The following is a 26,831-nucleotide window of genomic DNA, read 5'->3' on the forward strand; positions in this document are numbered from 1 at the left end:
CACTGAGCCTCAACCCCTGCCGCCACTGCGAACCAGTTCGCACTGGGCCTCGACCCGACATCAACGGGCATCAACGGGTGATATGGCGGGTGAGGGACCAGTGCTCGCTGGTCCAGTCCGCCGCGGTTCCCTGATCCGCGCTCCAGGTACCGGGAGTGGGGCCGGGTTTTGCCAAGGGAGCTCCCCCCTCAAGGCAAACCGGGTACTTGCTTCCATCGGGGAGCGTCGCCTCGTTCCAACGGTAGAAGATCCCGCTGCGAGACTCTCCGTCAGGCGCATGGAACACCCTGCCGGACAGCAGCGAGCCTTCCACCAACTTGCCTTGGGTATACCGCACCTTGCTGGTGATGACCTGACCGACTGTGACGATCGCTCGACCCTTGCACATCCGTCCTCCTTGAGTGTCGCACGGTGCCTTGGCGTCCAGCGCCAAGTTCAGCGCGTATTCCTCAGGCGGAATCTCGAGCAGCTTCATCGCTTCCACCGACTCGGTACGGCACTCGCTCGTGATCGACTGTCGCACCTGAGCAGCCGGGCATCCCGCCTGGGAAGCGAGGACGGTGCCTGCAATCGCCACGCACCTGCACCACTCCCACCAGTTCTGAGTGCCACGCGCAGGCGGTGTCTTCTGAGAGCACAGGGGAGAGACAGCGGCGGTACTTCGGCGGGTATTCACGGGGGGGCCTTTCTCCGAGGGGGCAACGGGCTGTGAGGGGGCGGGCTGCGGCAGCGGCGGATGCGCCGGCGACGGAGAGGTCAAGGGAAGCGCTGGAGGCCGTGCTGGCGCTGCGGGCGTGGGGGACATCTGAGAGGGAGCTTCTTCGATCCTGGGCTCGGAGGGGATCTCCTGCCCCGGCCTCCCTCCTCCCAGCATCAGGTATGTGCCACACACCACAAGGGCTCCCAGGCCCACCGTGGCGAGGGCCACCCTGCTCGCTCCACGGCGCTTCATGGACACGGGATTGACGCGTGGAACCTCAGCCGGGACTGCCGCGAGGGCAGGCTTGGGCGGAGCCGCCTCTGGGAGGGACTGGGGTGGCAGCGCCTGTAGCGGCCGCTTCATCCAGGAGTCCGCTTGGAGCGAGAGCAGCTCCGGCAGGTCCCTCCGTGCGGCCTCCGCATTCACAGGCCGTTGCTCCGGCTTGAGCGCCACCAACCGGGCGACGAAGTGGCTCAGCGGCACGGGCACCCGCTCATTCACCTCATGCGCGGGTGGAAAGCCCAAGGGGCTCAGCGGCTGAGGCTCCGGGTGGCTGTGCGGCCGCAGGTCCGTCAGCAAGTCATACAGGGTGACTCCCAGCGCGTACAGCTCATCGGCCACCTTGAATACGTAGCGCGCCGCTTTGTCATGCCGGTGCTCGGCTTCGAAGTGCCCCGCTTCGGGCGAGGTGTAGCGAGGGGTGCCTGGCGGCAGGCGTGTGCCCGTCAACTGCGGGGCTGCGGGGATCGGGAAATGCGCTACCCCGTAGTCCACGATCACCGGCTCCCCGGTCTGCGCTCGCACCACGATGTTTCCGGGCTTCAAGTCCCGGTGGAAGATGCCCTGGCCGTGCATGTAGGCCAGCGCCTCCAGCAGCCGGTCGGCGAGCACCACCGCCTCATGGGGCGTCATGCGCGAGCGCTCGGCCCATTCGTCCAGGGTGTAGCCCTTCACGAAGTCCATCACCACGTAGAAGAAGCCCTCGCGGGCGTGAGGCCAACGGCCATGGGCCCACACCCGGGCAATGTAGCGGTGGCGCAGCGACAGCATGCACGACAGCTCGCGTTGGGCGCGCGCATCCGTGTGCCGCGCATCCTGGCTCTGCTCGAGGTAGCGCGCCATCTTCAGAGCGTAGGACTCGCCGCCTTTCTCCACCTCGTACAACGTGCCGTAAGCGCCGCCGTCTACCCGGCGCACCACCCGCCAGCTGTCCACCAGCGTGCCCACCGGAAGGTTGTCGGGATCCACCTCTTCCATCATCGCCCTGCACGCTCCTTTCCTGGGACCAGCGGGATCTCCACATCCTCTACCTCCAGGCTTCGGCCCCCCTCGTCCCGCAGTTCCAAGTTGAGAACGGAGTTTTCAGGGGTTGGGGGCAGTTCCACCTCCACCACAATCGTGCCCCATTCCCCAGGCATCAGCGGGTCCTGCCTCGCGTGCACGGCTCGCGCTCGTACCTCCGTAGGCTTGCGAGTCTGGCTGCACAGCGTTGCAGCGGTGGGGGTCCACGGCTCCGGGCCTGCGGCATTCGTCAGCGTCAGCACCAGGAACACCTGGGTCCCAAGCCGGTAGACCCAGCCACGCACCCTGGGATCCTTCTTGAAAGGGGCGGCCTGGACGGAGTTTCCTGCAAGCCAGTCCACCAGCACCCACACCTCCGCGCGTGTGCTCGCGCAGCGAGCCTGCGCCTCTGCGAGCGAAGCCTGGCATGACGCCAGAGTCTGCCGCTTCCTCACGGCGGTGACCTGGAGATCCACTTCCCCAGGCTGCGACACGAGCGCGAAGGCAGCCCACTCCGGCTGGGCTCTGTCCGCGTACCGCACGCGCAGCACCCAGCGTTCCTTCGGGGCGGGTGTCACTATCGGTTCCAGCACGAGGGTGCGCTCGCCTACGTCCACGAGCCGGATGCGCGTCGTGTCGAGTTGCACCGAAGCCTTGTCCACGGGCGCGTCCAGGAGGATGAGGGTCGTGCTCCCCGCAACCACCCGAACCTCGGGGAGCGGCTCACCAGCCTGGGCGGCGATGGTGACGTGCCGTCCACGTGTCACCGGAGGCTGAGCCGTGGCTTCGGTCAGCACCAGCAACCCTCCCAACGCCCAAGCACATGTGACAGGTCGGAGCATTCAGCGGTAACCTCCCAGGTCACACGTTACCATTCTCCCTTCGACGGAGAGGCACAGGCTGGCCTCTGCTCCTATAGACCTCAGATTCCTGGGGCTTCTCTCACGGTGCCTCACCCCCGTACGATCTCGATGCCCGCGAGCCTGGTGTGTAGACGGCCTTGTCGAGCAGTGGCTGTCCCTCCGAGGGGCTGCTGGGAGAACCCGCCTGCACCCGCTTGGCCGTTGTCGGAAGCACCCTCGTCATTTCCCTGCCTGCAACAGCGGTCGCCATGGCGGCCCAGAGCATGGGAGGAGGAGACTCCACAGCCGAGGACAACCCTACCTTCAAGTCCTGAGGCTCATTCAGCACACCCTGAACGTCCAGTGCGGCAGTGGCTGAGCACTCGGTCATACGAGGCCCAACGCAAGTTCGGGCTTCTGGCGATCGAGAACGCCACGAAGAGGATCTGGTAATGAAGTTGGAGGAACTCGTCGAACACTTCGCTGAAGACGTTGTTGCGCAGACCGACGCCATCTGGAGGGGAGGCGCCAAGACAGGGAACAAGCATGCCCGCCGGTACAGCGCCGCGTTCGACAAGCTGCGGGCCCATGGCGATGCTGGACGAGATGCACTTGCTGTTCTTCTGAAGCACCCGCGCATGGATGTCAGGGTCACAGCAGCTGCCTGCCTGCTCCGCCATAGCACGGCGGAGGCCAAGGCGGTTCTAGAAGAGGCCGCCAAGGGCGAAGGAATGGTCCCCTTCGAGGCTCAACAGGCCTTGCTGCGGTGGCAGGAAGGAACATGGGCGTTAGACCCGGAGTAGATCGCTTTACCCCTTCTCATGCCTGGTGTGATCAGGGCCATTGGGAGTGAGGTCCCACGGCTCGCGGGTCCATCACAGCACCTCACCCCCGCACGATCTCGATGCCTGCGTGCCGAAGGACCTGGAGAACCGCGTCCGGTGCGGCGCTGTCCGTCACCAGCCGGTCCACGAGCGAGAGTGGCCCAACGATGAACGGGGCGGTGGTGCCCAGCTTCTCTCCCGCGGCGACAACCATGACCTCTGCCGCCGACCCCACCATGGCGCGTTTGACCTCGGCATCCTCGTGGGCGAAGACGCCCAGGCCGATGTCCGGGTGCACGCTCGCCGTCCCCAGCACGCACAGGTCCGCGCGGATCCGGCGGTAGCCATCCACCGTCTCGGCCCCCGCCATGGCGAGCGACTCCTTGAGGAGCCGTCCCCCCAGCATGAGCACCTCCACCGTCGGGTGCTCCGCCAGGACCGAGGCCACCGGCAGGCTGTGGGTGACAACAGTCAGCGCCAGATCCCGAGGCATGTGCGTGGCGACCGCTGTGGCCGTAGTCCCCGCGTCGAAGAACACCACCTGTCCCGAGCGCAGGAAGCGCGCCGCAGTGGCGGCGATGGCGCTCTTCGCCTCCACTGACTCGCTCCGCCGTCCCGCGTAGGTGGGCGCGACAGGCGTCCGAGGCACCGCACCCCCGTACACCCGCCGCAGCAGTCCCTCCTCGGCCAGCTCCCGCAGGTCTCGCCGGATCGTGTCCTCCGACACGCCGAACTCCGCCGCCAGGGCGCTGGCCACGACCCGCTGGTCGCTCTCCAGGGTCTCCAGAATCTTCCTGCGCCGCTCCTCGGTGAGCATCCGGCCAACCTACCATCCCCATTCGGGCTTGAATTCGCCCGATCATGCCGATTACTTCATGAACATGCACGATTCGGCGCAAACAGGTACCCTGACTTCACGTTCTTACCCGTTTGCAGCGGTTCTGTTCGACCTGGACGGCGTCATCATCGACACGACCGAGCTGCACTACCGGGTGTGGGAGGAGTTCGCGCGAGCGCACGGCCGTGTCCTCTACCGGGACGAATTGCAGGCCACCAACGGGCGCAGGGCCGGGGAGGTGATGCGCGCCTGGTTCGGCGAAGGGCTGAGCGATCAGGAGATCTCCGCCCTGGTGCAGGAGCGCGAAACGCTGTTCAACCGGCGGCTCGCGACCGAACCGGTCTCAGAGGTGCCCGGCGTACGGGAGTTCCTGGAGGACCTGCGACGAGCAGGAGTGCCCCGAGCGGTGGGAACGAGCGCAGTGCCCATGAACGCCGAACTCGCCCTGTCGCGCCTGGGCCTGCAGGAGATGTTCGACGCGCGGGTGACAGCGGCGGATGTCTCCCGGGGCAAGCCGGATCCCGAGGTGTATCTGAAGGCGGCCTCGGCGCTCGGAGTGGCGCCCACCGAGTGCCTCGTGGTCGAGGACGCAGTGCTCGGAGTCCGTGCCGCCCGAGCCGCGGGCGCCCGCTGCGTCGCGTTGACCACCACGTTCCCGCGCGACGTGTTGCTCCAAGAAGCGCCGCAGTGGCTCGCGGAAGACTTCCGAACCCTCCCCGCCCCCGTCGCCCTCTAGCGCGCCCCTGGATTTCCCATGCATTCCCCTGTTGCCACCTCCACCTCCGTCTCCCTGTCTACCGTGTCACGGGCCCAGGCCCGCTGGACCGAGTTCGCGCTGGCGCTCGGCGGCTTCGCCATCGGGACGAGTGAGTTCTCGATCATGGGCCTCCTGCCAGACGTCGCCCGGGAAGTGCATGTCTCCGTGCCCCGGGCGGGGTATCTCATCAGCGCCTACGCGCTGGGGGTGATGATCGGGGCGCCCCTGCTCGCGGTGGCCTGCGCCCGGGTGCCAAGACACCGCTTGCTGCTGGGCTTGATGGCGGCCATCTCGCTCGGCAACGTCCTGAGCGCGATGGCTCCTTCGTACGAGAGCCTGCTCGTGCTGCGCTTCCTCACCGGCCTCCCCCATGGAACCTTCTTCGGCGTGGCGGCGTTGGTGGTGGCGGAGTTCGCAGGCCCTGATGCGCGTGCGCGGGCAGTGGGGCGGGTCATGCTCGGGCTGACGATCGCCTGTGTCGTGGGCTCGCCCCTGGCCACCGGGATTGGCCAGGTCGCGAGCTGGCGCACCGCCTACCTGCTCATCGGTGCGCTCGCGGCATGCTCGTGGGTGCTCACGGTGGTGCACATTCCACGGATGCGTGCCATTGAGGGCGCCAGTCCACTGCGCGAGTTGGGCGCACTCAAGCGCGTGCAAGTCTGGTTGACGTTGGGCGTGGGCTCGGTCGGCTTCGGTGGGCTGTTCGCCGTGTATACATACATCACGCCGACGTTGACCGAGCTCTCGGGCATGCGGCTGGCCCTCGTGCCCCTGGTGCTGTCAGGCGTGGGCCTCGGCATGGTGGTAGGCAATCTCGTGGGCGCTTCTTTCGCGGACCGCTCGTTGCCCAGAACGATCGTCGCGGCGCTGCTGTGGAACGTCGCCACGCTCGTGGCCTTCTGGTTCACCGCGCGCAATTCCTGGGCGGTGTCACTGTCCGCATTCGCGCTCGGCATGGGCTTCGCGTTGGTTCCGGCGCTGCAAACGCGGCTCATGGACGTCGCCGCAGGCGCACAGACGCTGGCCGCGTCGCTCAATCACTCGGCCTTCAACCTCGCCAACGCGCTCGGTGCCTGGTTCGGCAGTCTGGTGATCGCGGCCGGCTGGGGCTGGAACTCCACCGGCGCGGTGGGCGCCGCCATGGCTGTCGCGGGACTGCTCCTGTTCGGGGTAGCAGTCAGCCTGGAGCGACAGCAGCGCGCCCATGGACTCGCTTGAAGAGGGCTGGAGCCCCAGGTGTCTGGGACTCCGAAACCCCACCAGCGACTACTGCTTGGAGATGCCTCCCCTGCGGCAGTATCCGCCCGGGCCGTCCACACAGTAGAACCCCGCCGGGCAATTCCCCTCCTCGTCACACTGCGGCAGCATCGCATCGACAACACCCTTGCGGCAGTATCCGCCCGGGCCGTTGACGCAGTAGAACCCCGCCGGGCAATTCCCCTCCTCGTCACACTGCGGCAGCATCGCGTCGACAACACCCTTGCGACACGTTCCGCCAGGGCCGCCCACGCAATAGAACCCCGCCGGGCAATTCCCCGCTGCGTCACACTGCGGCAGCATCGCGTCGACCTCTCCTGGCTGCGCCACTCCCTTCTCGGGCGACAGAGAGGAATCATCCGCATCAACCGTGCCGCCACAGGCACTCACTGCAAAGGCTACCGCGAGGAAAGCAGCACTCAGCCAACGCTTCATCATGTTCAAGCTCCTTGGGGAGTGAGGCGCGCGCCATCTTAGCGCCAACAGAGCGTCTGTCATTTTGGCTGAACCCGAAGAACGCCCAGCCATGGAAAAGACTGCTGAGCGCGGAATGGCCAGACTGTCTTTCGAATCAACTAGACAGCCAGCGGAAGGCAAACGGTGAACTCCGCCCCCCGGCCGGGCCCCTCACTGGCGGCATGGACCTCGCCCCCGTGGAGCTCCACCAGCCGCCGCACCAGCGTCAGGCCCAATCCCAGACCTCCGGTGGTCCGATCTACCGAGGGAGTCACCTGCACGAAGAGCTCGAAGATCTGCTCCAGCATGTCCGAGGGGATTCCCCGCCCGGAGTCACGCACCCGAAGGACGCCCCACCTGCGCCCCTCTCGAACCTCCGTGCTCAAATCGACCCACACCCGCCCTCTCTCGTCCGTATAGCGCGCGGCGTTGGTGAGCAGGTTCACCACCACCTGCTCGATGCGCGTGGCATCCGCATGCAATGGCAGCGGCGAAGTCGGCAGGCGCACCTCCAGCTCGTGGCCCAAAGCCTCCAACGCCGGGCGGGCCGCCTCCAACGCGTTCTCGACCAGCTTCACGAAATCCACGTCGCGCTTCTTCAGCTCCACCCGCCCCTGGGTGATCCGGGCCACGTCCAACAGGTCCTCCACCATCCTCGTGAGGTGTGACAGCTGGCGGCGAGCCATGTCGCGATGGTGGCCCATCCGCTCTGGGCGCGTATCCGGGCGCTCCAGCAACGTGAGCGCCAGGCTGATGGCAGCCAGGGGATTCCTCAGCTCGTGGGCCAGCATGGCGAGGAACTCGTCCTTGCGGCGAGCCGCCAGTTGGAGCTCCGTGGTCAGGGTCTCCGCGCGCCGCAGCGCCTTCACCTGCTCCGTCACCTCGACCGCCACGGTCAGGACGGAAACCACCTCCCCCTGCTCGTCCAACAGCGGCTGGCAGGTGAAATGGAAGTACACGTCCTCCAGCCTGCCCCCGCGAACCAGGGCGATCTTGTCGGCCTCCGCGACAAAGGGTTGCCGGCTGGAGACCACGCCGCGCAGCATCGCGAAAACCGGCGCGTCCTTCGCGAGCTCGGGGAAGACGTCGCGCACGGGACGCCCGAGGGTCTGCGCCTCGGTGCGGCCCATCATCTCCAGGTAGCGGGGATTGGCCAGCTGGTACGTGAAGTCGCCCGGAGAGACCAGGGAGATCGCCACAGGCGCCTGGCGGAAGAGCGCCTGCAACTGGATCCGGAGCGCCTCCTCCGCTCGCCTTCGCCGGGAGAGCTCGAGGTGGACGCCCACGCGCGCCAGAAGCTCGGTCGCGGCGAAGGGCTTGACCAGGTAGTCGTCAGCGCCGGCCTGCAAGCTGCCCGTGCGCTCTTCCTCACCTGCGCGCGCCGAGAGCATCACCACCGGCACACTTCGCGTGGCGGGCTCCTTCCGGAGCGCCTGCAGCAACGCAAAGCCATCCATCACCGGCATCATGGCGTCGGTCAGCACCATGTCGGGCGTCCGGGCGCGCACCCGCTCCAGCGCGGCCGCGCCGTTCGGCACCGTCTCCACCTCCAGGCCCTGCGCCTCGAGCAGTCGCCGCATGTAGGCACGCATGTCCGCGTTGTCGTCCACCAGGAGGACGTGACCCGCCATCCCCCCGGGGGAGGCTCCTTCCTCAGCCGGAGCTGTCCGCGGCGGATCCAACCACTGCGTCGCCTCACCGATGAACTGCGCCGCGGTCAGACGCGTGGTGGGCTGGGCCGCGTCGCTGCGGACCCGCTCCGGCGGCAGGTGCGCCGCGCCCAGGGGGAGCGTGATCTCGAACCTCGAGCCTTGCCCGACCTCGCTCTCCGCCGTCACGGCCCCGCCGTGCAGCGCCACCAGATCCCTCACCAGCGCCAGACCAATCCCGCTGCCCTCGAAGCTCCGTCCCTTGGCGCTCTCCACGCGGTGGAAGCGCTCGAAGACATGAGGCAGCTCGGAGGCCAAAATCCCCACGCCGGTGTCCTCCACGCGGATGCAGGCGCCTCCACCCATCTCCCGCGCTGTCACCCGGACCTCGCCCTTCAGCGTGAACTTGAAGGCATTGGAGAGCAGGTTGAAGATGATCTTCTCCCACAGCCCGGGATCCACGTAGGCGGGCTGCGAGAGCGGTGGACAGTCGATCGACAGCCGGAGCCCACCCTGCTCCATCAGCGACTGGAAGCTGCTGGCCAGCTCCGTGGTGAAGGAGGAGAGATCCGTCGGCTGGAAGGTGGCCTGAATCCGGCCGGACTCGAGCCGCGCGAAGTCGAGCAGGTTGTTCACCAGCCGCAGGAGGCGAAGCTGGTTGCGGTGGACGGTGCGCAGCGCTTCGCCTTCGAGACGGGGGTTCGCCGAGCGGAGCGCCTCCTCGGTGGGGCCGAGCATCAGCGTCAGCGGCGTGCGGAACTCATGGCTGACGTTGGAGAAGAAGGCCGTCTTGGCGCGGTCCAGCGCCGCCAGCTCCTCGGATCGGGCCTTCTCCCGCTCCCAGGCCCGAGCCCGGCTCAGCGCGCTCACCCACTGCACGCCGACCAGCTCCACGAACTGCCGAAGCTCCTCGTCCACCGGCCGCCGAGGGCTCAGCCCCGCCACCAGCAGCGCGGCGATCCGGTCCTGGTGGCCCTCGCGCAGCGGCAGGACGAGGGCGCGCTCCGTGGGCTCCGGCCAGGGTGTCCCGGGCAGGAACCCCAGTGACTCGCGCAGGCCCTCGCGCAGCTGCGGCTGGCCGGTGGCGATCGCCGCAGTGAAACCCCAGGGGTCCGTGGCGCCACCTCGTCCGACCGGGATGCTCACTGGCGCCCCCGTGCCGCCAGGCTCCAGCCCGGTGTGCGCGATGAGCGAGGCGGCCTGACGCTCGTCGTCGTACATGTAGAGGAGCGCAAACGGCAGATCCTCGCGATCCTGCTCCAGCACACGGGCCGCCATCCGCGACACCTCGAGATCATTGGTCGCATGGGTGGTCTGCGAGGCCAGGTCCGAGAGGACTCGGAGGCGGCGCTCGCCCACGTAGCGGCGCGTCGTCTCGGTGACCGCGGTGAAGATGCCCGACACCCCGCCGTGCTCATCCGTCACCGGGCTCAACGAGTACGAGAAGTAGCACTCCTCGGTGAAACCGTAGCGGTTGAGCAGCATCAGCTGATCATCCGACCACGTCGCCTCGCCCGTGGAGTGCACGCGCTCGAGCATCTTGCCGAACACCTCCCGGATCTCCGCCCAGACGATGCCCGCGCGGGTCCCCAGCGCCTCGGGGTGCTTGTTCCCAATGAGGGGGCGCCATGCATCGTTGTAGAGGAGGAGGAAGTCCTCTCCCCAATACAGGACGATCGGGTGCTTGGACGAGAGGCAGATCTGCACCGTGGTCCGCAGCTCACCGGGCCAGCGCTCGCGAGGCCCCAGAGACGTCCGCGACCAGTCGAAGTCGCGGATCCGCCGGGTCATCTCCGAGTCTCCGACAAGCCACTCCCGCGCGAGTGGGGACTCACGTGAGTCGCTCGCGGGGGGGCTCCGCGTGTCGTGTTTCAAGCCGTCTCTGCTCACTGGAAGGCAACCTAGCAACTGCCTTCGCGCGTGGCAGTCCCTCCCAAGGGAGCGTCCAGCAGCCCACAGTCAAGCCCGAGCGGAGTCCCCGCCGCTTCGTCTCTCGGGAGACCCTGATCAGGCCCCCCGGATGGAGTTGCCCTCACGCCCCGGCGCACCCAGGACCACGCCGAGCGCCGCCACGGCGGTGAGGCATGCAGCCAGGGTGAACTGCAGGGCGAAGTGCCCTCGGACGAGCGACATGGCCGCGACCGCCAGCGCGCCCCCGAGCAGCCGCGTGGCATAGAGGCTGCTGGTGATGATGCCTCGGTAGTGCCAAGGCGCGCGAGACTGCGGGCCGAGCAGCGAAGTGCTCGCGGCGGGCCCCAGCCCCATGCCCAGCACCGCCAGCGAGGCGAAGGTGGCTCCCGCGCCCCACCCCTGCGAGGCCGCCAGGGCCAGGAGCCCGGCGCCGCTGGCCGCCAGCACGAAACCCAGCCCCGCACTGAGGCGCATGCCGCCTCGCACCAGCAGCTTCACGCCAATGGTGGAACCCACCGACCACCCCACGAGCATGGGCACCAACGCCAGGCCCGCGCTGATGGGCGTGTGTCCGCCCTGCTCCGTCATCCACAGCGGCACCCAGGCGGACATGGTGTAGAGCAGCGCGCCGGCGAACAGTCCGCCGCCAATGCCGCTGAGCACGGTTCGATCCCGCAGCAGCTCCCTCGGCAGCACGGGCGAGGCTGTCACCCGCTGCTGGCGGACCAGGCCCACGCCCACCGCCACGGCGCCCAGCGCGCACAACTCCCGCGCCCAGGCGGCACCCGGCTCGAGGGCGAAGAGGAGCAGCGCCGCGCACGTTCCAAGCAGCACCGGGCCCCAGGCGCCCAGCGCACCCTCCGTTCGCCTCGGCGGATCCCGATATGAGAGGTGCAGCAACCCCGCCGCGAGCAACCCCACGGGCACGTTCACCAGGAACACCCACCGCCAGGAGGCGTGCATCACGATCCATCCGCCGATGAGGGGCCCCAGCGCGTTGGCGGCGCCCCACGCCCCGGTGAAGATTCCCTGGATCGCGGCGCGCTCGCGCAAGGTGTAGAGGTCCGCGCTGATGGTCAGCGTCGTCGGCTGGAGCGCTCCGGCGCCCAGGCCCTGGGCCACACGGAAGGCGATGAGCGCGGGCACCGACGTGGCCAGTCCGCACAGCGCCGAGCCCACCAGGAACAGGGCCATGCCGGTCAGGAAGATGGGCTTGCGGCCCAGGCGATCCGCCAGCTTGCCGGAGATGAGCACGCCCAGGGTGGAGGCGAAGAGGAAGGCGGAGAACACCCAGGAATACAGCTCCTGGTTGCCCAGCTCGCGGGTGATGACGGGCATGGCGCTCGTCACCACCGTGCCCTCGAAGGCGCTGACCACCAGGGCCAGCAGCACCGCTCCGGTGGCGACCCGCCTCGTGGCCCCCGTGTGCGTCCGGACCTCCTGCTCCACCGTCATCCCGCTTCCATCCATGCTCACCATATAAGCGGCCGGGTGCCATGCGGAAATTGCATGTTCCGCATACAGTGGTTGCGAGAACCGCATGACCTCTGATCAGCTCCGAGCCTTCCTCCTGGTGGCCCAGGAGGGTCGCTTCTCCACGGCCGCGCGCGGGCTGGGCCTCTCCCAGTCCGGGCTGTCGCGCCAGCTCCAATCGCTCGAAACGGAGCTGGGGACTCGCCTGCTGGTGCGCACTCCCACCGGCGCGGTGCTCACGGACGCCGGGGAGCGATTCCTGCCCCATGCGCGCCGGGCCCTGGACGCCATGGCCGCGGGCACCGCCGAGTTGGAGCAACTGTCGGGAACGCCTCGAGGCCCCATGGCGTTGGGAGCCCTGCACACGGTGGGCGTGTACCTCCTGCCCGATCTCCTCGTCGAGTTCGCCCGAGCCCACCCCGAGGTGCGGCTCCGACTGCGTGAGAGCCTGGCTGCCGAGTTGGAGGAAGGAGTCTCTCGAGGAGTGCTGGATCTGGCCATCCTCTCGCTGCCCATACGCCGGGCGGATCTGGTGGCGCAGAAGCTGTGGGAGGAACCGCTGGTGCTGGCCGTGCCGAAAGGCCATCCACTGACACGGCTGGGCCGCCCCGTGGCGCTCGCCGAGGTGGTCGAGGAGCCGTGGGTGATCATCCCCGGCATGGCTGGCACCCGCGCGCTGGAGGCGGCGTGCGAGGCCCGCGGCGTGACACCCAGGGTGGCGCTGGAGACCGACAACTCCGAGGCCATGCGCCGCATGGTGGCGCGCGGGCTGGGCGTGGCGCTGGTGCCGGAGTTGATGACACGCGATCGCCAGTCCCGGGACTTCGATGTCGTCCCAGTGGCCCCGGGAGGGCCCCGCCGGCAGGTGGCCCTGGTGCACCGAGGCGAGGGCTACCTCACCGCGGCCGCCCGGGCCTTCAAGGAGTTCATCGTGGAGCACCTGCGCAAGCAGCGCAGGCGCTCGTGATCACCCGAAGGTGGGGGCATGGTCATCACCATGCCCAGGCGCGCTACTCGACGCGGTAGCTCTTCACCGCGCTGCTGAGCTGCTCGGAGATGATCTGCAGCGTGGTGGCGGCCTCGCCCGTGGAGCCGATGCGCGCCACGGTCTCGTCCATCATCTTCGACAGCTCGTTGACGGCCTGGGTGATCTGGCTGATGCCCACGTTCTGCTGATTCACCGCGGCGGCGATCTGCCGCACCGCCGAGGCGTTGTCCTGGACGATGTTGGACAGCTCCTTGAGGTTCTGCCCGGAGGTGCGCACCTGCGCCAGGCCCGCCTCCATGCGCTCGGCGCCGCGCTCTGTAATGCGGACAGCCGCGGACACCGACGAGCCGATGTCATCCAGCAGCTCGCGCACGCGGCTGGTGGCCTGGATGGACTGGTCCGCCAGCGCGCGAATCTCTCGGGCCACCACGCCGAAGCCCTTGCCGTGCTCGCCGCTGCGCACCGACTCGATGGCGGCGTTGAGCGCCAGCATGTTGGATTGGTCCGCCAGATCCTTCACCGTCTGGGTGATGCCACCGATCTGCTGGGTGCGCTCGCCCAGCTCGACGATCTTCTGGGCGATCTCCCCCACCTGCTGACGGAGATCATTGAGCCCCGCCATGGTCATCTCGATGGCCGTGTCGCCATTGCGGGCCAGTTCGTCCGCGCGCTCGGCCACGGAGAGCACGGTGGCGGCCTTCTGCGAGGCCAGCAGGGACGTCTGCTTGATCTCCTGCGCCGTCACCTGCGTCTCCTGGAGCGCGGCGGCCTGGCGGGACACGGTCTGCGCCTGCTCGGCGGAGGACGAGTTGAGGTGCTCGGTGGACTGCTTGAGGGCCTCGGCCGCCTGCTGGAGGTTGATCGTCACCTCGCGCAGCTTCTCCACCACCTGGCTGAAGCTGCGCGCCAGCCGGCCCACCTCGTCCCCGCTCGTCACGTGGATGGGGCGCGTGAGATCTCCCGACTCGACGATGTGGGCCGCCACATCCGTGAGCTCGCGCAGCGGGCGGACGATGGTGCGCACGAAGACGGCTGCCACCGCCACGCTGGCGGCCACCAGCAGCAGTGCCAGGAGCAGCATCTCCTGCGGCAGCTGATCCGCCTTGCGCTCCACGTAGTCCCGCGCGATGCCCACGTGCACCACGCCGTGCCCGTCCGTCAGCGGAACAGCGACGTCGACGGCATGCGTCTGCCCCTGCACCGTGACCACATCCACCGGGAGGATGCGGCGCCCCTCCTGCTCACCGGCGAGGTCCGCCGGAGAGATCCGGACGGCATTGAGCAGGGCGGTGGGCGGAGGTCCCTGGAAGGTGTGGGCGATGACGCGACCCGAGGACTCCTCCACATAGATGTAGCGGACGCCCTCCTGGATGCGGAACGCCTCCATGAGGCGTTTGACGTCGCCCTCGGTGGCTCTCGAGGTGTGCTCGAGGGCGCGAGTGAAGCCGAGCGCCAGCGCGGCGCCCTCCCCCGCGTGAGCATTGAGCAAGCTCTCGTGGAGACGGCGCGTGGCCACCGTGGTGAGGATGAGCGCCAGGACGGCACTGATGCCACCGGTGACCAGGATGAACTTGACGGACAGGCCGAGCGACGGCCGAAACCGGAAGGGCAGTTTCACGAGCACTCCGCAATCAGGCGTTCAGAGTCTCACCCACGAGCGCCCGTGGGCAACAGGAGCACCACCCAGCGCGCCCCCAGGGAGCAACCCGGATGAAGGGAGAGCGAGCGGTCGCCAAGGGGTTCACCCGTCACCCCGGTGGAGCCGATCCAAAGGATGCTTCGTGCAACAGTGGCGGATGAAGTCCGCGATGGCCGACACGGGCAGGAGCTGATCGGTGCCACCGATGTCCAGCGCCGCCTTGGGCATCCCGAAGACGACGGAGGAGATTTCGTCCTGGGCGCAGGTGACGCCCCCGGAGCGGCGCACCTCGAGCAGGCCGCGCGCTCCATCATCTCCCATGCCGGTGAGCACCACCCCGCCCGCCCGGGCTCCATACGCGCGGGCCAGGGAGGCGAGCAGCAGATCCCCTGACGGGCAGGGCCCACCGCGCGTGCGGCTGAGCCGGGCCACGCCCCGCTCGATGGTGAGATCATGCCCGTCCAGCGGGAAGTAGATCTTCCCCGGCTCCAGGCGCTCGCCATCCTTGGCGATCGTCACGCCCAGCGGCGTCACCTGGCTGAGCCAGCGCACCATGCCCGGGGTGAAGCCCTCGGTGATGTGCTGGGCGACGAGCACGGGGACGGGCAGGTCCTTGGGCAGCCGCGAGAAGATCTCCGACAGCGCCGGAGGCCCTCCGGTGGAGGCGGCCACCCCGAAGATGTCCACGCGGGCGCCGGTGGAGGGCAGCGGCGGGGTGAACTCGCGCCGCGGGCGGCGGGAGATGACGGGCACCTCGGCCATGAGGCACACGGAGGTGACGAGCTCGCGGCCCCACTTGCGCAGCTCTTCTCCGTTGGCCACGTTGGGCTTGGCGATGAGCTCCAGCGCGCCGGCCCGGATGGCCTGGAAGCCCAGCTCCGCGCCCCGGTCCGCCACGGCGCTCACCACCAGGATACGGGCGGGCGCATCCGCCATGATGGCGGCGATGGCTCCGGGCCCATCCAGGCCTGGCAGCAGCAGGTCCATGGTGATGACGTCCGGCCGCAGCAGGCGGGCCAGCGACACGGCCCGGTTCCCATCTCCGGCCCGGCCGACGATCTCGATGCGCGAGTCCTGCGTGAGCAGGGTCGCCATCGTATTGACCATGGTGGGCGAGTCATCGACCACCAGCACTCGAATGGGCTTCGTCATGCTCATGAGCGCCCTCCCCGACGGCTCATGACGTCCAGCACCTCGGCCAGGAGCCGGCCCGAGGCGCAATCACGCTTGCTGAGAAAACCATCCGCGCCCGCCGCGCGGCCCCGCTCCCGCCCGGACTCATGCGTGGAGACGAGGATGACGGGCAGATCCCTCGTCTCGGGCCGCTCGCGCAGCTTCCGGATGAGGGCCTCGCCGTCCATCTCCTCCATCTCCAGATCACAGATGATGACGTCGTAGGTGTCCGCCATCACGCGCTCCAGGGCGCTCTTGCCACTCGAGGCCAGGTGCACGGTGAAGCCGCCCGCCTCGAGCATGGCACGATGCAGGGCGCGCGCGGTGAGCGAATCGTCCACCACGAGCGCCCGGCGGCTCTGCGGCGTATTGGCGGACAGGGCGGCGGGCTCGGACACCAGCCAACTGGGGCGGAGGATGAGCATCAGCTCGCCGCGGCTGAGTGTGGCGGCGCCCTGGTAGGAGGGCACATCTCGCACCTCCGCGGGCAGCGGGCGGATGACGAGATCCCGGTCTCCCACCACCGAGTCCACCGCGAGCGCCACGCGCTTGCCGCCGGCGCTGATGACCATGAGGGGCTGCCCCTCGGAGGGCATGTGGGCGGCGCGCAGGCCCAGGCGCGAGCCCAGGTCCACCACGGGGAGGATCTGCCCCTGGTACTCGAGCTGGGCGCGCCGCCGGGTGACGCGCAGGGCGCTCATCTTCGTAAGCTGGGTGGCCTCCACGGCGAGCATGGGCAGACCCATCATCTGATCGAACACGCGCACCACGAGCACGGGCGAACTGCCCAGCTCCACCGGCAGGGTGAGCATGAAGCGGGAGCCCTGGGTCAGGGTGCTGGCCACCTCGATGCGGCCCTGGAGCGTCTCCACCGCGGCGCGCACCGCGTCCAGACCCACGCCGCGCCCGGAGGTGTCCGTCACGTCCGTGCGGGTGCTGAAGCTGGGGCGGAAGATGAGGTCGCGGATCTGGTTGTCGTTCATCCGCGCCAGCTCTTCGGAGTTGGCCAGCCCGCGGGACTCGGCCACCTGGCGGATCTTCTTCACGTCGATGCCGCGCCCGTCGTCACTGGACTCGAGGAAGAGCAGGTTGCCCTGCTGCTCGATGCGCAGGGTGAGGGCACCCTCGTGGTGCTTGCCCGCGCGCTCGCGCTCAGCGGGCGTCTCCAGGCCGTGGTCCACCGCGTTGCGCAGCAGGTGCACCAGCGCGCCGTTGAGCTTCTCCAGCAGGCGCCGGTCCAGGGAGACTTCCGCCCCCACCACGGAGAGCCGGGCCTCCTTGCCCAACTGGCGGGACAGATCGCGCACCATGCGCTGCAGCGGCTCGAGGATGGTGCGCACCGGGCGCGTGGTGATGGCCTTGAGGCCCTCCTCCAGCGCGTCGACGATATCGGCCGTCTCCTCTCCGTCGGAGCGCATGGCGCGGCCCACGCCGGACAGCAGGGTGCGCGCCTCGGCCGTCTCGGCCAGCAGCCCCTGCCGGGCCAACAGCGCCACCACGCGCTCGAGCTCCCGGGAGCGCTCCTCCATGCGCAGGCGGACCTCGCGCAGGCGCTCCACCTCGCGCATCAGCCCTGTGACTTGCCGCGAGCCCACGCGCCAGCCGGAACTCTCGTTCTCGCCACTCTCGTCACGGGTCTGCTCGACGGGCGGAGCGGGAGCGACGGGCGGAGCCGAGACGACGGGCGGCGGAGGTGCCACGGGCGGCGGGGGTGGTGCCACCGGAGCAGCGGGAACCGGAGCGGATGCCGGGACAGCCACGGCCGCGGCCGCCTGGGCCGGGGGAGGCGCCTCGGCAACGAGCTGGGCGAGGGCGACGGTGTAGTCCGGCAGCGAGTCGCCACGGCCATCCGCGTGCGCATGGACGCGCAGCAGGAAGATGTCCAGGCCGTGCAGCAGCATGTCCACAACAGGCCGGGGCATCTGCTGAACGGAGGCGCGCAGGGGGGCCAGCGCGTCCTCCAGCTTGTGGGCGATCTCGCTCAGGTCCTGCAGGCCAAGGCTGGCGGCACTGCCCTTGAGCGTGTGCAGGTGCCGACCCAGCCGCACATAGGCCTTGTTGAGCGCGTCGGTGTCCAACACGCCGCGCTCCAGGTCCAGCAGGTCCATGGTGACCTTCTGGCAGACCTCCTGGGCCTCGGCGGCGAAGCCGGAGACGAGCCCTTGCAGGAGCGGATCAACGGCCATTGCGCGCTCCCGTATTGCCCCGCGCGAAGAGGCGCGGCGGATCGATGAGGTGGACGAGCTGTTGCTGTCCCGGCACCGGGCTGAAGAGCACCTCGAGAATGGGCCCCTCGGAGCGAGCGCGTGCCGCCTCCACGGCACCCACGGGGATGCCGATGGGGCGAGGGATGGCCTCGCAGTCCACCGCGCACAGCTCGTTGTCGCCGCGATTGAGCACCAGGAGCACAGCCGGATCCTGCCTCCAGCCATGGCCTCCCAGGAGCGACGCGAGGCTGAGGGCCGCGAGCACCTGTCCCTGGAAGCGCAGCACACCGATGACGTGGGGCGCGGACAGCGGCACGGGCGTCACCATGCGCAGCGGGAGCGCCGCACGCAGCGCCTCGAGCGGCAACGCATAGCGCTCCTCACCCAGCGGGAACTCCGCCACCAAGTGCACCGCCTCCTCGCGGTTGGCGTCGTTCTGCTCCAGGTCGCGCAGGCGCTTGGCGCGCTCCTCAAGCAGATCGCGGATCTCTTCTTCCTGCGCCTCGTCCGGAGCCCTTGGCGTGAGTTTCATTCAGCGACTCCCAGGTTGAGGTAGGCGTCCGCGGACGCCTTGTAGAAACGGGCCGGGAGGGACTCGGGCCCTTCGACAATCTGATCCGGAGGCATCTCCGCGGCCCGGGCATGCACGGCCCGCATCAGCGGATAGGCCGCGGCGCGAGAACCGTTGCGCTCGCGCAGCAGCGCCAGCTCCAGCAAGCCCGGCAGATAGTCCGGATATTGCTTCACCAAGGCCTCCAGCATGGAGGCGGCCCGCGTCACATCTCCCTGTTCGATGCGCTCGAGCGCCTCCAGGTGGAGCTGCGAGGGAGGACGCGGGTTGGGAGCGGGCCGGGGCGCAGCGGCAACGTTCGCGGCTCCTCGCTGAGAAGATGGAGCCCCATTCGGCAATGGCGCGGGGGTGATGGAGGGAATCCCCGACCTCGAGGGAGGCCTCCGTCCCTCGAGGGCCCCGGCCGGCAGAGGCACGGGCGTGAGGGAGGCGATCCCCGAGCGCGAGGGCGGCTTCCGCTGCGCGGCGGGCACGGCCTCGGAGTGCAACGGGCGCTGGAAGGCCTGCAGCTCGGGAGGCCCCACGCGCACCAGTCCATCGGGGGGACGATCCACCTCCACCGTGCCCAGGAACAGGAAGCCCCCGGGAGCCAGCGAGTGGGCGATGTTGGCCACGGCCTGCTCGCGCGAGGCCTGGGTGAAGTACGTGAGGACGTTGCGGCAGAGGATGACGTGGAACAGGCCCTGCGCCGGGTCCAACGGCAGCATCAGATTGGCCGCGACGAAGTGGGTGACGTTGCGCACCCCATCGAAGATGATCACCTGCCGCTCCTCGAGCGGACGGTAGAGCGGGAAGAGGTGCGGACCAGACTCCCGCCGGGACCAGGCGCCATAGATGGCGCGCCGCGCGGTGACCAGGCTGCTCTCGTTCAGGTCCGTCCCCAGCACCTCCACGGGGAGCCCCTGGGGCACCGAGGCCAGCATGCAGGCCGCCAGCGAGTAAGCCTCCTCCCCGGTAGCACAGCCGGCGCTCCAGCCCCGCAGGCGCTTCACTCCCGCCTTCAGCAGGCGCGGCAGCCCCTCCCGGTTGATGAAGCGGAAGTGCTCCGGGTGGCGGAAGAAGTACGTCTCCCCCACCAGCGAGGCCCGCACCACGGAGTGGGCGAACTCGCTGTCCGGCCGCTCCAGCTCCAACACCAGCTCGGTGATGGAGCGGCCTCGGGCAAGCTCGGCGCGCACCACCCGCTCCAGGGACTCTGGAGCGATGGCGTCATCGCGAAAGCCCGTGCGCTCGGTCACGAGCTGCCGCGCGCGGGCGTACAGCAGCGGATCGACTCCCCCCGTCATGCGCCCAGCCTCACCCCCCCCTGCCTCAGCATCTCAGGCAGATCTCGCAACAGGCCACGCGAGACGAAGACCTTGGGGTCGAGCAGGGGCAGAGCCCGCCCGCCGATGACACGAACCATGCCGATCAGCCCCTCTTGGAGGAGCCCATGCTCGGCGCCACCTACATTCCGATCGATCTCCGTGGCGCCGAACTCTTCCGGGTCCTGGACCCGGTCCACGCAGAGCGCCAGCGGCATGCCCTCCACGTGGATGATGACCAGCATGCGCTCGCGCAGCGAGACGCGGTGCTCCTGGCCCAGCCGGCGCGCCACATCCAGCACGCAGATGGCGGCGCCACGCAGCTCCACATACTCGCTCAGGTAGGCGGGCCCACCGGGCAGTGGCCGGAGCGCGGGCTGCAACAGCACCTCGCGCACCGACTCCAGCGGAAGGGCGAACTCCTGATCCCCCGCACTCATCCGCAGCACCAGCATGGCCCCGGCGCGGGCGCGGCGCCGGGCGTTCTCCAGCGTGGTGGCCACCTTGGACAAAAGGTCCTCGGCGCGGAAGGGCTTGGCCAGGAAGGCCTCGGCTCCCATCCCCAGACACGCCTCGGCGCGGGACTTCTCCGAGGAGATGATGATGACGGGGATCTCGGCCAGGACCGGATCCTTCTTCATCCTCTGGAGCACCTCGTCCCCATCCATCTCCGGCATCGACAGATCCAGCAGCACCGCCGCTGGCTGCACCTTCCCCACCTTCTCGAGCGCCTCCCGGCCATTGCTCGCGGTGTGCAGCGAGTAATGGCCCGAGAGAATCGCCTTCTCGAGGGCGAGGATGGCGTCGCTGTCGTCGACGAGGAGGAGGGACGGAAGGCTCACGGGGCGGCGAGAGGCAGGAACTGCCGAACGGTCTCGGTCAGGTCAGCATGGGAGACGGGTTTTTGGATGAAGGCGTTGGCTCCCGCCTCCGCTCCCCGCTGCCTCAGGTCCCCACCCTTCTCGGCCGTGAGAAGAATGACGGGGATGCCTCGCAGCTGGGCTTCTTTGCTGGCTCGGATCTCCTTGACGAAGGTAATGCCGTCCATCCCCGGCATGTTGATGTCCGCGATGACGACGCTCACCGGCACCAGCCTCAAGAGCTGCAAGGCCCGCGTCGCGTCCTCGGCCTCGAGAATGCTGAGCCGGAGATTCATCAAGTAGATCTTGATGATGTTGCGGACAGTCGGGCTGTCATCCACCACCAGGATGTTGTCGCTCACACCCACGGCTCCTCACGCGGGGCCCACCAGGGGCTCCGCCGAAAACGATGAGACTTTAGCGTGTCTGATTCCTCTGGAGAAAGCGGGGCCGGTCCGTTCTTCCGCGGTCGAGCGGTTGCTGGACAGGCTCACGCCTTCCCGGACTACTCGGCGGCGGGCGGTGCTTCTCCCGCTGCTTGCTCGGCGCTTGCATCCACGGGGGGTGCTCCAATGGCATGGTACCCCCCGTCTACATGGACCTGTTCCCCTGTCGTCGAGGGAAGCCAGTCCGACAGCAGGGCGCAGGCCGTCCGCGCCACACTGTCATGGCTGTTCTTGGAGCTCCAACCCAGGGGCGCCTGCTTGCCCCACCCCTGCTCCAAGGCCTTGAAGCCAGGAATTCCCTTGGCCGCAATGGTGGACAGGGGCCCAGCGGCCAGCGAGTTCACCCGGATACCCTTTGGACCCAGGTCCCGGGCCAGGTAGCGCACCGTGGCCTCGAGGGCTGCCTTGCACACCCCCATCCAGTCGTAGATGGGCCAGGCGATGGTGTTGTCGAAGTCCAGGGTGATGATGGAGCCCCCGCTCGTCATCAAGGGGGCCGCCGCCACGGCCAGTTCCTTGAGGGAGAACGTGGAGATCCGGAAAGCCGTCTGCACGCTCTCCCACGGGGTGTTGAGGAAGTTGCCGCCCAGCGCATCGTCCGGCGCGTAGGCCACCGAGTGGACCACGCCATCCACCCGGCCCCACTTCTGGCGCAGGGAGTCGGTGAGGGCGGTGAAGTGCGCGGGCTGGCTCACATCCAGCTCGAGCACCTCGGTGCCAGGCTTGAGCCGCTTCGCGCTCCGCTCGGTGAGGGAGCGGGCCCGGCCAAAGCCGGTCAGGATGATCTCCGCCCCTTGGGCCAGGGCGTGCTCGGCAATGCCGTAGGCCAGCGACTGAGGGGTGAGGACTCCGGTGATCAGGATCTTCTTGCCCTGCAACAGCATGGGGAGCCTTTCGCGAGAAGAAGAATGGGAGGCCGGGCGGTTTACCACTGATGACGGCAGGTGGGGCGCGAAACACGGGACGCCGCAGTGCGTAATCGGGCGTTTCATTCCCCTTGAAACGGGGTCTTCCCCCTGAAGTTTGGCTCACCAACCGCATGATTCTTGCTGCTGGCGGGCCCCCTTTCTTGCCGCTAGAAGCCCCCGTGGATCCAACAATTGGTGGCGAAAAACCCCCAACGGGGCCCCCATCCAGTAAAAGACCTCCCGCCATGCCGAATTTCCAGGACTCGTACCTCTCTGGCGCCAATATCGACTTCATCGAAGGGCTTTACGCTCGCTACCTCCAGGATCCCTCCAGCGTGGATCCGAGCTGGCGGGAGATCTTCGAGCGCAACAATGGCGCCGGGCGCCCCATCTTCAACAAGACGCTGCTGGAGGCGCCTGCCCCCGCCGCCCCACCCGCCCCGGGCAAGAACGGCAATGGCAAGTCGGCCGCGGCTGTCGTCCAGGCGCTCGCACCCGCCGCGGCGCCGGCTCCCGCCCCCGCCCAGGATGTCCGCCTGCAGGCCCGGGTAGACCAGACGATCACCGCCTTCCGGCTGCGCGGCCACCTGCGCGCCACCCTGGACCCGCTCGGCCGTCCCCGCCCGCCGCTGGAGCACGTGGCGGACATGCCCATGGTGGACGAGAAGCACTTCTCCTCCACCGAGTCCGAGCAGATCGTCGAGAGCGGCAGCGTCTTCCAGGAGCCGCGGGTGAAGCTGGCGGAGCTCGTCGCGCGCCTGCGCCGCACGTACAGCGGCTCGGTGGGCGTCGAGTTCATGCACATGCTCGACAGCGAGCGGCGCCGCTGGCTGATGCGGCGCATGGAGCACAACGAGAACCGGCTCCCGTTCCCCGTCGAGGAGCAGCGCCACCTGCTCACCAAGCTCTCCTACGCGGAGGGCTTCGAGAACTTCCTGCACACCAAGTATGTGGGCGTGAAGCGCTTCAGCCTGGACGGCGGTGAGAGCCTCATCCCCATGCTGGACACCATCCTCGAGGTGGGCGGCGGCATGGGCCTCAAGGAGGTCGTCATCGGCATGGCCCACCGCGGCCGCCTCAACGTGCTGACGAACATCCTCCACAAGAGCCCGGATCAGATCTTCAGCGAGTTCGAGGGCCCGGCGGACCCCAAGGCCTACATGGGTCGCGGCGACGTGAAGTACCACATGGGCTTCTCGTCGGACCACACCACGCGGGCCGGGGCGCAGATCCACCTGTCGCTGGCCTTCAACCCCAGCCACCTGGAGGCCGTCAATCCGGTGGTGGAGGGCCGCGTGCGCGCCAAGCAGGACCGCGGCAACGACACGGCTCGCACCGGCGTCATGCCCCTGCTCATCCACGGGGATGCGGCCTTCATGGGCCAGGGCGTGGTGGCCGAGACGCTCAACCTGTCGCGGCTCAAGGGCTACGAGACGGGGGGCACGCTCCACGTCGTCATCAACAACCAGGTGGGCTTCACCACGGATCCGAGCGACTCGCGCTCCTCCATCTACTCCACCGCCATCGCGCAGATGCTGGACGTGCCCGTCTTCCACGTGAACGGGGATGATCCGGAGGCCTGCGTCCACGTGGCGCGCCTGGCCGCCGAGTTCCGGCAGACCTTCAAGAGCGACGTGGTCATCGACCTCATCTGCTACCGGCGCTACGGGCACAACGAGGGAGACGATCCCTCCTTCACCCAGCCGCACATGTACGAGCTGATCCGCAAGCAGCCCACGGTGCGGACGCTGTACGCGCAGAAGCTGGCCGAGCAGCGCACCATCTCCGCCGACGAGTCCGAGGCCATCAAGCAAGCGTGCCTCAAGGAGTTCGACGACGCGCTCACCCGCATCAAGCAGGAGCGCCAGTTCAAGGAGCCCAGCGCCCTGGAGGGCCTGTGGAAGCCCTACAAAGGCGGCTTGCAGAAGAACGCGCCCGAGGTGCCCACCGCGGTGGACAAGGGCCGGCTGCGCGAGGCGCTGAAGAAGCTGTCCGAGGCCCCCGCGGGCTTCAACGTGCACCCGGTGGTGGAGCGCACGGTGCTCAAGAAGCGCCAGTCCATGCTGGAGACCGAGGAGCTGCTCTGGTCCGAGGGTGAGGCGCTGGCCTACGCCACGGCGCTCAACGAGGGCTACGGCGTGCGCCTGTCCGGCCAGGACTGCGAGCGCGGTACCTTCAGCCACCGCCACTCCGTGCTGCACGACGTGAAGACGGGAGAGAAGTTCACCCCGCTCAAGCAGTTCGCCACCGGCCGCGCCCGGTTCGAGGTCCTCAACAGCCCGCTGTCCGAGATGGGCGTGCTGGGCTTCGAGTACGGCTACAGCCTGGATGTGCCGGACGGCCTCACCATCTGGGAGGCCCAGTTCGGCGATTTCGCCAACGGCGCGCAGATCATCATCGACCAGTTCATCGCGGCCGGTGAGAGCAAGTGGCGCCGGCTGTCGGGCCTCACGCTGTTGTTACCCCACGCCTACGAGGGCCAGGGCCCGGAGCACTCCAGCGCCCGCCTCGAGCGCTTCCTCAGCCTGTCGGCCGAGGACAACATGCAGGTGTGCTACCCCACCACGCCCGCGCAGATCTTCCACCTGCTGCGCCGCCAGGCGGTGCGCCCCTACCGCAAGCCGCTGGTCATCATGTCGCCCAAGAGCCTGCTGCGCCGCCCCGAGGCGTTCAGCAAGCTGGACGAGCTGGCCACGGGCCGCTTCCAGGAAGTCATCTTCGACCGGCAGGAGGCGGAGCCCGCCGGGGTGACGCGCCTGCTGCTGTGCTCGGGCAAGGTGTACTACGACCTGGTGAAGGCCCGGGATGAGCAGAAGGCGTGGAACATCTCCATCGTCCGCGTGGAGCAGCTCTACCCGTTCCCCTATGACGCGCTGGCCGGCCTCGTGGCGAAGATGCCGAAGCTGACCGAGGTGTTCTGGGTGCAGGAGGAGCCGCGCAACGCGGGCGCGTGGTATTTCATGTTCCCGCGCCTGCACGACGTGGCATCTTCGCGCGCCAGTGGGCCGGTGAAGATTGGCTACATCGGGCGAGCGGAAGCCGCCAGCCCGGCGACCGGATTCACGAAGACACACGACTACGAGCAGCACCTGATCGTCGAGGAAGCCATCCTCCGAGGAACCAAGAATGGCCGTTGAACTGAAAGTCCCGCCCCTGGGCGAGTCCATCACCGAAGCCGTCGTCGGCAAGTGGAACAAGAAGAAGGGTGAAGCCGTTGCCGCCGACGAGCCCATCGTCGTGCTCGAGACGGACAAGGTCACCATCGACGTGCCCTCCCCCGCCGCGGGTGCGCTCGCGCAGATCGCCTTCAAGGAGGGCGACAAGGTCCGCGTGGGCGAGGTGCTCGGCCTCATTGACGCCAACGGCGCCACCGCTGCAGCTCCTGCCGCCGCCGCGGCGCCCGCTCCGGCCGCTCCGGCACCGGCCCCTGCGGCTCCGGCTGCTGCCGCCACGGACGCGCGCATCACCCCCACCGCCCGCAACGTGGCGGGGGTCCACAACGTGGACGTGAGCCAGGTCCAGGGCTCGGGTGCTGGCGGACGCATCACCAAGGACGACGTGCTGGGCCAGGTGAACCGGGGCACGCAGGCTCCGGCGCCCTCGGCTCCCGCAGTGCCCGCCGGTCCTCGTCCCAACTCCGCCCGCGAGGAGCGCGTGCGGATGACGCCGCTGCGCAAGCGCGTGGCCGAGCGGCTCATACAGGCTCAGTCCACCGCCGCCATCCTCACCACCTTCAACGAGGTGGATATGGGCGACGTGATGGCGCTGCGCAAGAAGTACAACGACAAGTTCCAGGCCAAGCACGGCGTGAAGCTGGGCTTCATGAGCTTCTTCGTGCGCGCCTCCATTGAGGCCCTCAAGGCCTTCCCGCAGATCAACGCGGAGATCGAGGGCGAGGACGTCGTCTTCAAGCACTACTACGACATCGGCGTGGCGGTGTCCGGCTCGCGCGGCCTGGTGGTTCCGGTGGTGCGGGACGCGGACAAGCTGTCGCTGGCCGAGTTGGAGAAGCAGATCGGCGACTACGGCGTGCGCGCGCGCAACGACAAGCTCACCCTGGCCGAGCTGCAGGGCGGCACCTTCACCATCTCCAACGGCGGCATCTTCGGCTCCATGCTGTCCACGCCCATCCTCAACCCGCCGCAGTCGGGCATTCTGGGCATGCACAACATCGTCGAGCGGCCCGTGGTGAAGGACGGACAGATCGTCATCCGGCCCATCATGTACGTGGCGCTCTCCTACGATCACCGGCTGGTGGATGGCCGGGAAGCAGTGCAGTTCCTCGTCCGTGTCAAGGAGTGCATTGAGGATCCGGAGCGGTTGCTGTTGGAAGTGTGATGGCGGCAACTCCGTAATTCCACAGAGGCATCTGGACTTGGAGTGCGTGGCCCCACTACAACTGAGGGGCCTTCCGGTAGTCGGGGGGCTGAAGAACCGGGGGGCTCCGGCGCCGCCCGTCAAGAAGGACGCAAAATGGCAACTGGTACCGTGAAGTGGTTCAACGATGCGAAGGGCTTCGGCTTCATCACGCAGGACGGAGGTGGCGAGGACGTGTTCTGCCACCACACCGCCATCAACATGGATGGCTTCCGCACCCTGCAGGAGGGGCAGAAGGTTCAGTTCGACGTGACTCGCGGCCCGAAGGGCCTGCAGGCACAGAACGTTCGCCCTGCATAACCGCACCGAGCCACTCCTCACGGACTGGCGGGTGAAACGAGGCTCGGTCCCCTTGGCGGGCGCCGAGCCT

21 protein-coding genes are annotated in these 26,831 nt (G+C 68.5%); 7 read left to right on the forward strand and 14 right to left on the reverse strand.

Features of this window, described 5'->3' with window-relative positions:
• Positions 1 to 70: 70 nt before the first annotated feature.
• Both KY501_RS33010 and KY501_RS33015 read right to left on the reverse strand, forming a co-directional pair.
• Complete coding sequence (locus KY501_RS33010; RefSeq protein ID WP_224367660.1) at positions 71 to 1,960, reverse strand: serine/threonine protein kinase; 1,890 nt, start codon at positions 1,958 to 1,960, stop codon at positions 71 to 73.
• Complete coding sequence (locus KY501_RS33015) at positions 1,957 to 2,823, reverse strand: DUF2381 family protein (RefSeq protein ID WP_224367661.1); 867 nt, start codon at positions 2,821 to 2,823, stop codon at positions 1,957 to 1,959. The genes KY501_RS33010 and KY501_RS33015 overlap by 4 nt, the downstream gene beginning before the upstream one ends.
• Before the next feature lie 452 nt (positions 2,824 to 3,275).
• Here KY501_RS33015 and KY501_RS33020 point away from each other — a divergent pair, with 452 nt between their 5' ends.
• A complete protein-coding gene (locus tag KY501_RS33020; protein ID WP_224367662.1) occupies positions 3,276 to 3,626 on the forward strand; it encodes a DUF2019 domain-containing protein in 351 nt (116 codons plus the stop codon).
• A gap of 82 nt (positions 3,627 to 3,708) precedes the next feature.
• Here the strand turns inward: KY501_RS33020 and KY501_RS33025 are convergent, their stop codons facing one another.
• Positions 3,709 to 4,464, reverse strand: a complete 756-nt coding sequence (locus tag KY501_RS33025; protein WP_224367663.1) for a DeoR/GlpR family DNA-binding transcription regulator — start codon at positions 4,462 to 4,464, stop codon at positions 3,709 to 3,711.
• 58 nt (positions 4,465 to 4,522) lie between these two features.
• On the opposite strand from KY501_RS33025, the gene KY501_RS33030 reads away from it, so the two are divergent.
• Both KY501_RS33030 and KY501_RS33035 read left to right on the forward strand, forming a co-directional pair.
• A complete protein-coding gene (locus tag KY501_RS33030) occupies positions 4,523 to 5,221 on the forward strand; it encodes an HAD family hydrolase (RefSeq protein ID WP_224367664.1) in 699 nt (232 codons plus the stop codon).
• An 18-nt stretch (positions 5,222 to 5,239) separates the two neighbouring features.
• Complete coding sequence (locus tag KY501_RS33035; RefSeq protein ID WP_224367665.1) at positions 5,240 to 6,460, forward strand: MFS transporter; 1,221 nt, start codon at positions 5,240 to 5,242, stop codon at positions 6,458 to 6,460.
• Positions 6,461 to 6,508: 48 nt separating this feature from the next.
• On the opposite strand, the gene KY501_RS33040 is transcribed toward KY501_RS33035, so the two are convergent.
• The 3 genes from KY501_RS33040 to KY501_RS33050 all read right to left on the reverse strand — a co-directional run bounded on the left by KY501_RS33040 (position 6,509) and on the right by KY501_RS33050 (position 11,970).
• Positions 6,509 to 6,937 carry a hypothetical protein gene (locus KY501_RS33040; RefSeq protein WP_224367666.1) on the reverse strand — a complete coding sequence of 143 codons (429 nt, stop codon included), beginning with the start codon at positions 6,935 to 6,937 and terminating at the stop codon, positions 6,509 to 6,511.
• A 137-nt stretch (positions 6,938 to 7,074) separates the two neighbouring features.
• Positions 7,075 to 10,395 (reverse strand): ATP-binding protein, encoded by a 3,321-nt coding sequence (locus KY501_RS33045; RefSeq protein WP_224367667.1) that lies wholly within the window; start codon positions 10,393 to 10,395, stop codon positions 7,075 to 7,077.
• A 216-nt stretch (positions 10,396 to 10,611) separates the two neighbouring features.
• A complete protein-coding gene (locus tag KY501_RS33050; protein ID WP_224367668.1) occupies positions 10,612 to 11,970 on the reverse strand; it encodes an MFS transporter in 1,359 nt (452 codons plus the stop codon).
• 85 nt (positions 11,971 to 12,055) lie between these two features.
• Between KY501_RS33050 and KY501_RS33055 the strand changes: the two genes are divergently transcribed.
• Positions 12,056 to 12,955 (forward strand): LysR family transcriptional regulator, encoded by a 900-nt coding sequence (locus KY501_RS33055; RefSeq protein WP_224367669.1) that lies wholly within the window; start codon positions 12,056 to 12,058, stop codon positions 12,953 to 12,955.
• 43 nt (positions 12,956 to 12,998) lie between these two features.
• Here KY501_RS33055 and KY501_RS33060 read toward each other — a convergent pair whose 3' ends face one another.
• The 8 genes from KY501_RS33060 to fabI form a co-directional block, all read right to left on the reverse strand.
• Positions 12,999 to 14,594: a methyl-accepting chemotaxis protein gene (locus KY501_RS33060; protein WP_224367670.1), complete on the reverse strand. Its 1,596-nt coding sequence runs from the start codon at positions 14,592 to 14,594 to the stop codon at positions 12,999 to 13,001.
• Between the two features lie 123 nt (positions 14,595 to 14,717).
• A complete protein-coding gene (locus KY501_RS33065) occupies positions 14,718 to 15,773 on the reverse strand; it encodes a chemotaxis protein CheB (protein WP_224367671.1) in 1,056 nt (351 codons plus the stop codon).
• Positions 15,770 to 17,974, reverse strand: a complete 2,205-nt coding sequence (locus tag KY501_RS33070) for a hybrid sensor histidine kinase/response regulator (protein ID WP_224367672.1) — start codon at positions 17,972 to 17,974, stop codon at positions 15,770 to 15,772. The genes KY501_RS33065 and KY501_RS33070 overlap by 4 nt, the downstream gene beginning before the upstream one ends.
• Positions 17,964 to 18,527, reverse strand: a complete 564-nt coding sequence (locus KY501_RS33075) for a chemotaxis protein CheW (protein WP_224367673.1) — start codon at positions 18,525 to 18,527, stop codon at positions 17,964 to 17,966. Before KY501_RS33075 ends, KY501_RS33070 begins: the two co-directional genes overlap by 11 nt.
• Complete coding sequence (locus KY501_RS33080; protein WP_224367674.1) at positions 18,524 to 19,852, reverse strand: CheR family methyltransferase; 1,329 nt, start codon at positions 19,850 to 19,852, stop codon at positions 18,524 to 18,526. Before KY501_RS33080 ends, KY501_RS33075 begins: the two co-directional genes overlap by 4 nt.
• On the reverse strand, positions 19,849 to 20,712 hold the full coding sequence (locus KY501_RS33085; protein ID WP_224367675.1) for a response regulator: 864 nt from the start codon (positions 20,710 to 20,712) through the stop codon (positions 19,849 to 19,851). Before KY501_RS33085 ends, KY501_RS33080 begins: the two co-directional genes overlap by 4 nt.
• Positions 20,709 to 21,092: a response regulator gene (locus KY501_RS33090; RefSeq protein WP_224247279.1), complete on the reverse strand. Its 384-nt coding sequence runs from the start codon at positions 21,090 to 21,092 to the stop codon at positions 20,709 to 20,711. Before KY501_RS33090 ends, KY501_RS33085 begins: the two co-directional genes overlap by 4 nt.
• 143 nt (positions 21,093 to 21,235) lie before the next feature.
• On the reverse strand, positions 21,236 to 22,060 hold the full coding sequence (gene fabI, locus KY501_RS33095; protein ID WP_224367676.1) for an enoyl-ACP reductase FabI: 825 nt from the start codon (positions 22,058 to 22,060) through the stop codon (positions 21,236 to 21,238).
• Between the two features lie 269 nt (positions 22,061 to 22,329).
• Between fabI and KY501_RS33100 the strand changes: the two genes are divergently transcribed.
• From KY501_RS33100 to KY501_RS33110, 3 genes are all read left to right on the forward strand, one after another.
• A complete protein-coding gene (locus tag KY501_RS33100; protein WP_224367677.1) occupies positions 22,330 to 25,221 on the forward strand; it encodes a 2-oxoglutarate dehydrogenase E1 component in 2,892 nt (963 codons plus the stop codon).
• Entirely contained in the window at positions 25,211 to 26,422 is a 1,212-nt protein-coding gene (gene odhB, locus KY501_RS33105) for a 2-oxoglutarate dehydrogenase complex dihydrolipoyllysine-residue succinyltransferase (RefSeq protein WP_224367678.1), read from the forward strand. Before KY501_RS33100 ends, odhB begins: the two co-directional genes overlap by 11 nt.
• Before the next feature lie 135 nt (positions 26,423 to 26,557).
• Entirely contained in the window at positions 26,558 to 26,761 is a 204-nt protein-coding gene (locus KY501_RS33110; RefSeq protein ID WP_224367679.1) for a cold-shock protein, read from the forward strand.
• The last annotated feature ends 70 nt before the right edge of the window (positions 26,762 to 26,831 follow it).

It is taken from the genome of Hyalangium versicolor, assembly GCF_020103695.1.
Lineage (GTDB): Bacteria > Myxococcota > Myxococcia > Myxococcales > Myxococcaceae > Hyalangium > Hyalangium versicolor.

Bases quoted from the DNA above. Each gene is read 5' to 3' on its own strand.
- KY501_RS33010 (WP_224367660.1), bottom strand. From the start codon at position 1,960: ATGATGGAAGAGGTGGATCCCGACAACCTTCCGGTGGGCACGCTGGTG.
- KY501_RS33015 (WP_224367661.1), bottom strand. From the start codon at position 2,823: ATGCTCCGACCTGTCACATGTGCTTGGGCGTTGGGAGGGTTGCTGGTG.
- KY501_RS33020 (WP_224367662.1), top strand. From the start codon at position 3,276: ATGAAGTTGGAGGAACTCGTCGAACACTTCGCTGAAGACGTTGTTGCG.
- KY501_RS33025 (WP_224367663.1), bottom strand. From the start codon at position 4,464: ATGCTCACCGAGGAGCGGCGCAGGAAGATTCTGGAGACCCTGGAGAGC.
- KY501_RS33030 (WP_224367664.1), top strand. From the start codon at position 4,523: ATGAACATGCACGATTCGGCGCAAACAGGTACCCTGACTTCACGTTCT.
- KY501_RS33035 (WP_224367665.1), top strand. From the start codon at position 5,240: ATGCATTCCCCTGTTGCCACCTCCACCTCCGTCTCCCTGTCTACCGTG.
- KY501_RS33040 (WP_224367666.1), bottom strand. From the start codon at position 6,937: ATGATGAAGCGTTGGCTGAGTGCTGCTTTCCTCGCGGTAGCCTTTGCA.
- KY501_RS33045 (WP_224367667.1), bottom strand. From the start codon at position 10,395: ATGACCCGGCGGATCCGCGACTTCGACTGGTCGCGGACGTCTCTGGGG.
- KY501_RS33050 (WP_224367668.1), bottom strand. From the start codon at position 11,970: ATGACGGTGGAGCAGGAGGTCCGGACGCACACGGGGGCCACGAGGCGG.
- KY501_RS33055 (WP_224367669.1), top strand. From the start codon at position 12,056: ATGACCTCTGATCAGCTCCGAGCCTTCCTCCTGGTGGCCCAGGAGGGT.
- KY501_RS33065 (WP_224367671.1), bottom strand. From the start codon at position 15,773: ATGAGCATGACGAAGCCCATTCGAGTGCTGGTGGTCGATGACTCGCCC.
- KY501_RS33070 (WP_224367672.1), bottom strand. From the start codon at position 17,974: ATGGCCGTTGATCCGCTCCTGCAAGGGCTCGTCTCCGGCTTCGCCGCC.
- KY501_RS33075 (WP_224367673.1), bottom strand. From the start codon at position 18,527: ATGAAACTCACGCCAAGGGCTCCGGACGAGGCGCAGGAAGAAGAGATC.
- KY501_RS33080 (WP_224367674.1), bottom strand. From the start codon at position 19,852: ATGACGGGGGGAGTCGATCCGCTGCTGTACGCCCGCGCGCGGCAGCTC.
- fabI (WP_224367676.1), bottom strand. From the start codon at position 22,060: ATGCTGTTGCAGGGCAAGAAGATCCTGATCACCGGAGTCCTCACCCCT.
- KY501_RS33100 (WP_224367677.1), top strand. From the start codon at position 22,330: ATGCCGAATTTCCAGGACTCGTACCTCTCTGGCGCCAATATCGACTTC.
- odhB (WP_224367678.1), top strand. From the start codon at position 25,211: ATGGCCGTTGAACTGAAAGTCCCGCCCCTGGGCGAGTCCATCACCGAA.
- KY501_RS33110 (WP_224367679.1), top strand. From the start codon at position 26,558: ATGGCAACTGGTACCGTGAAGTGGTTCAACGATGCGAAGGGCTTCGGC.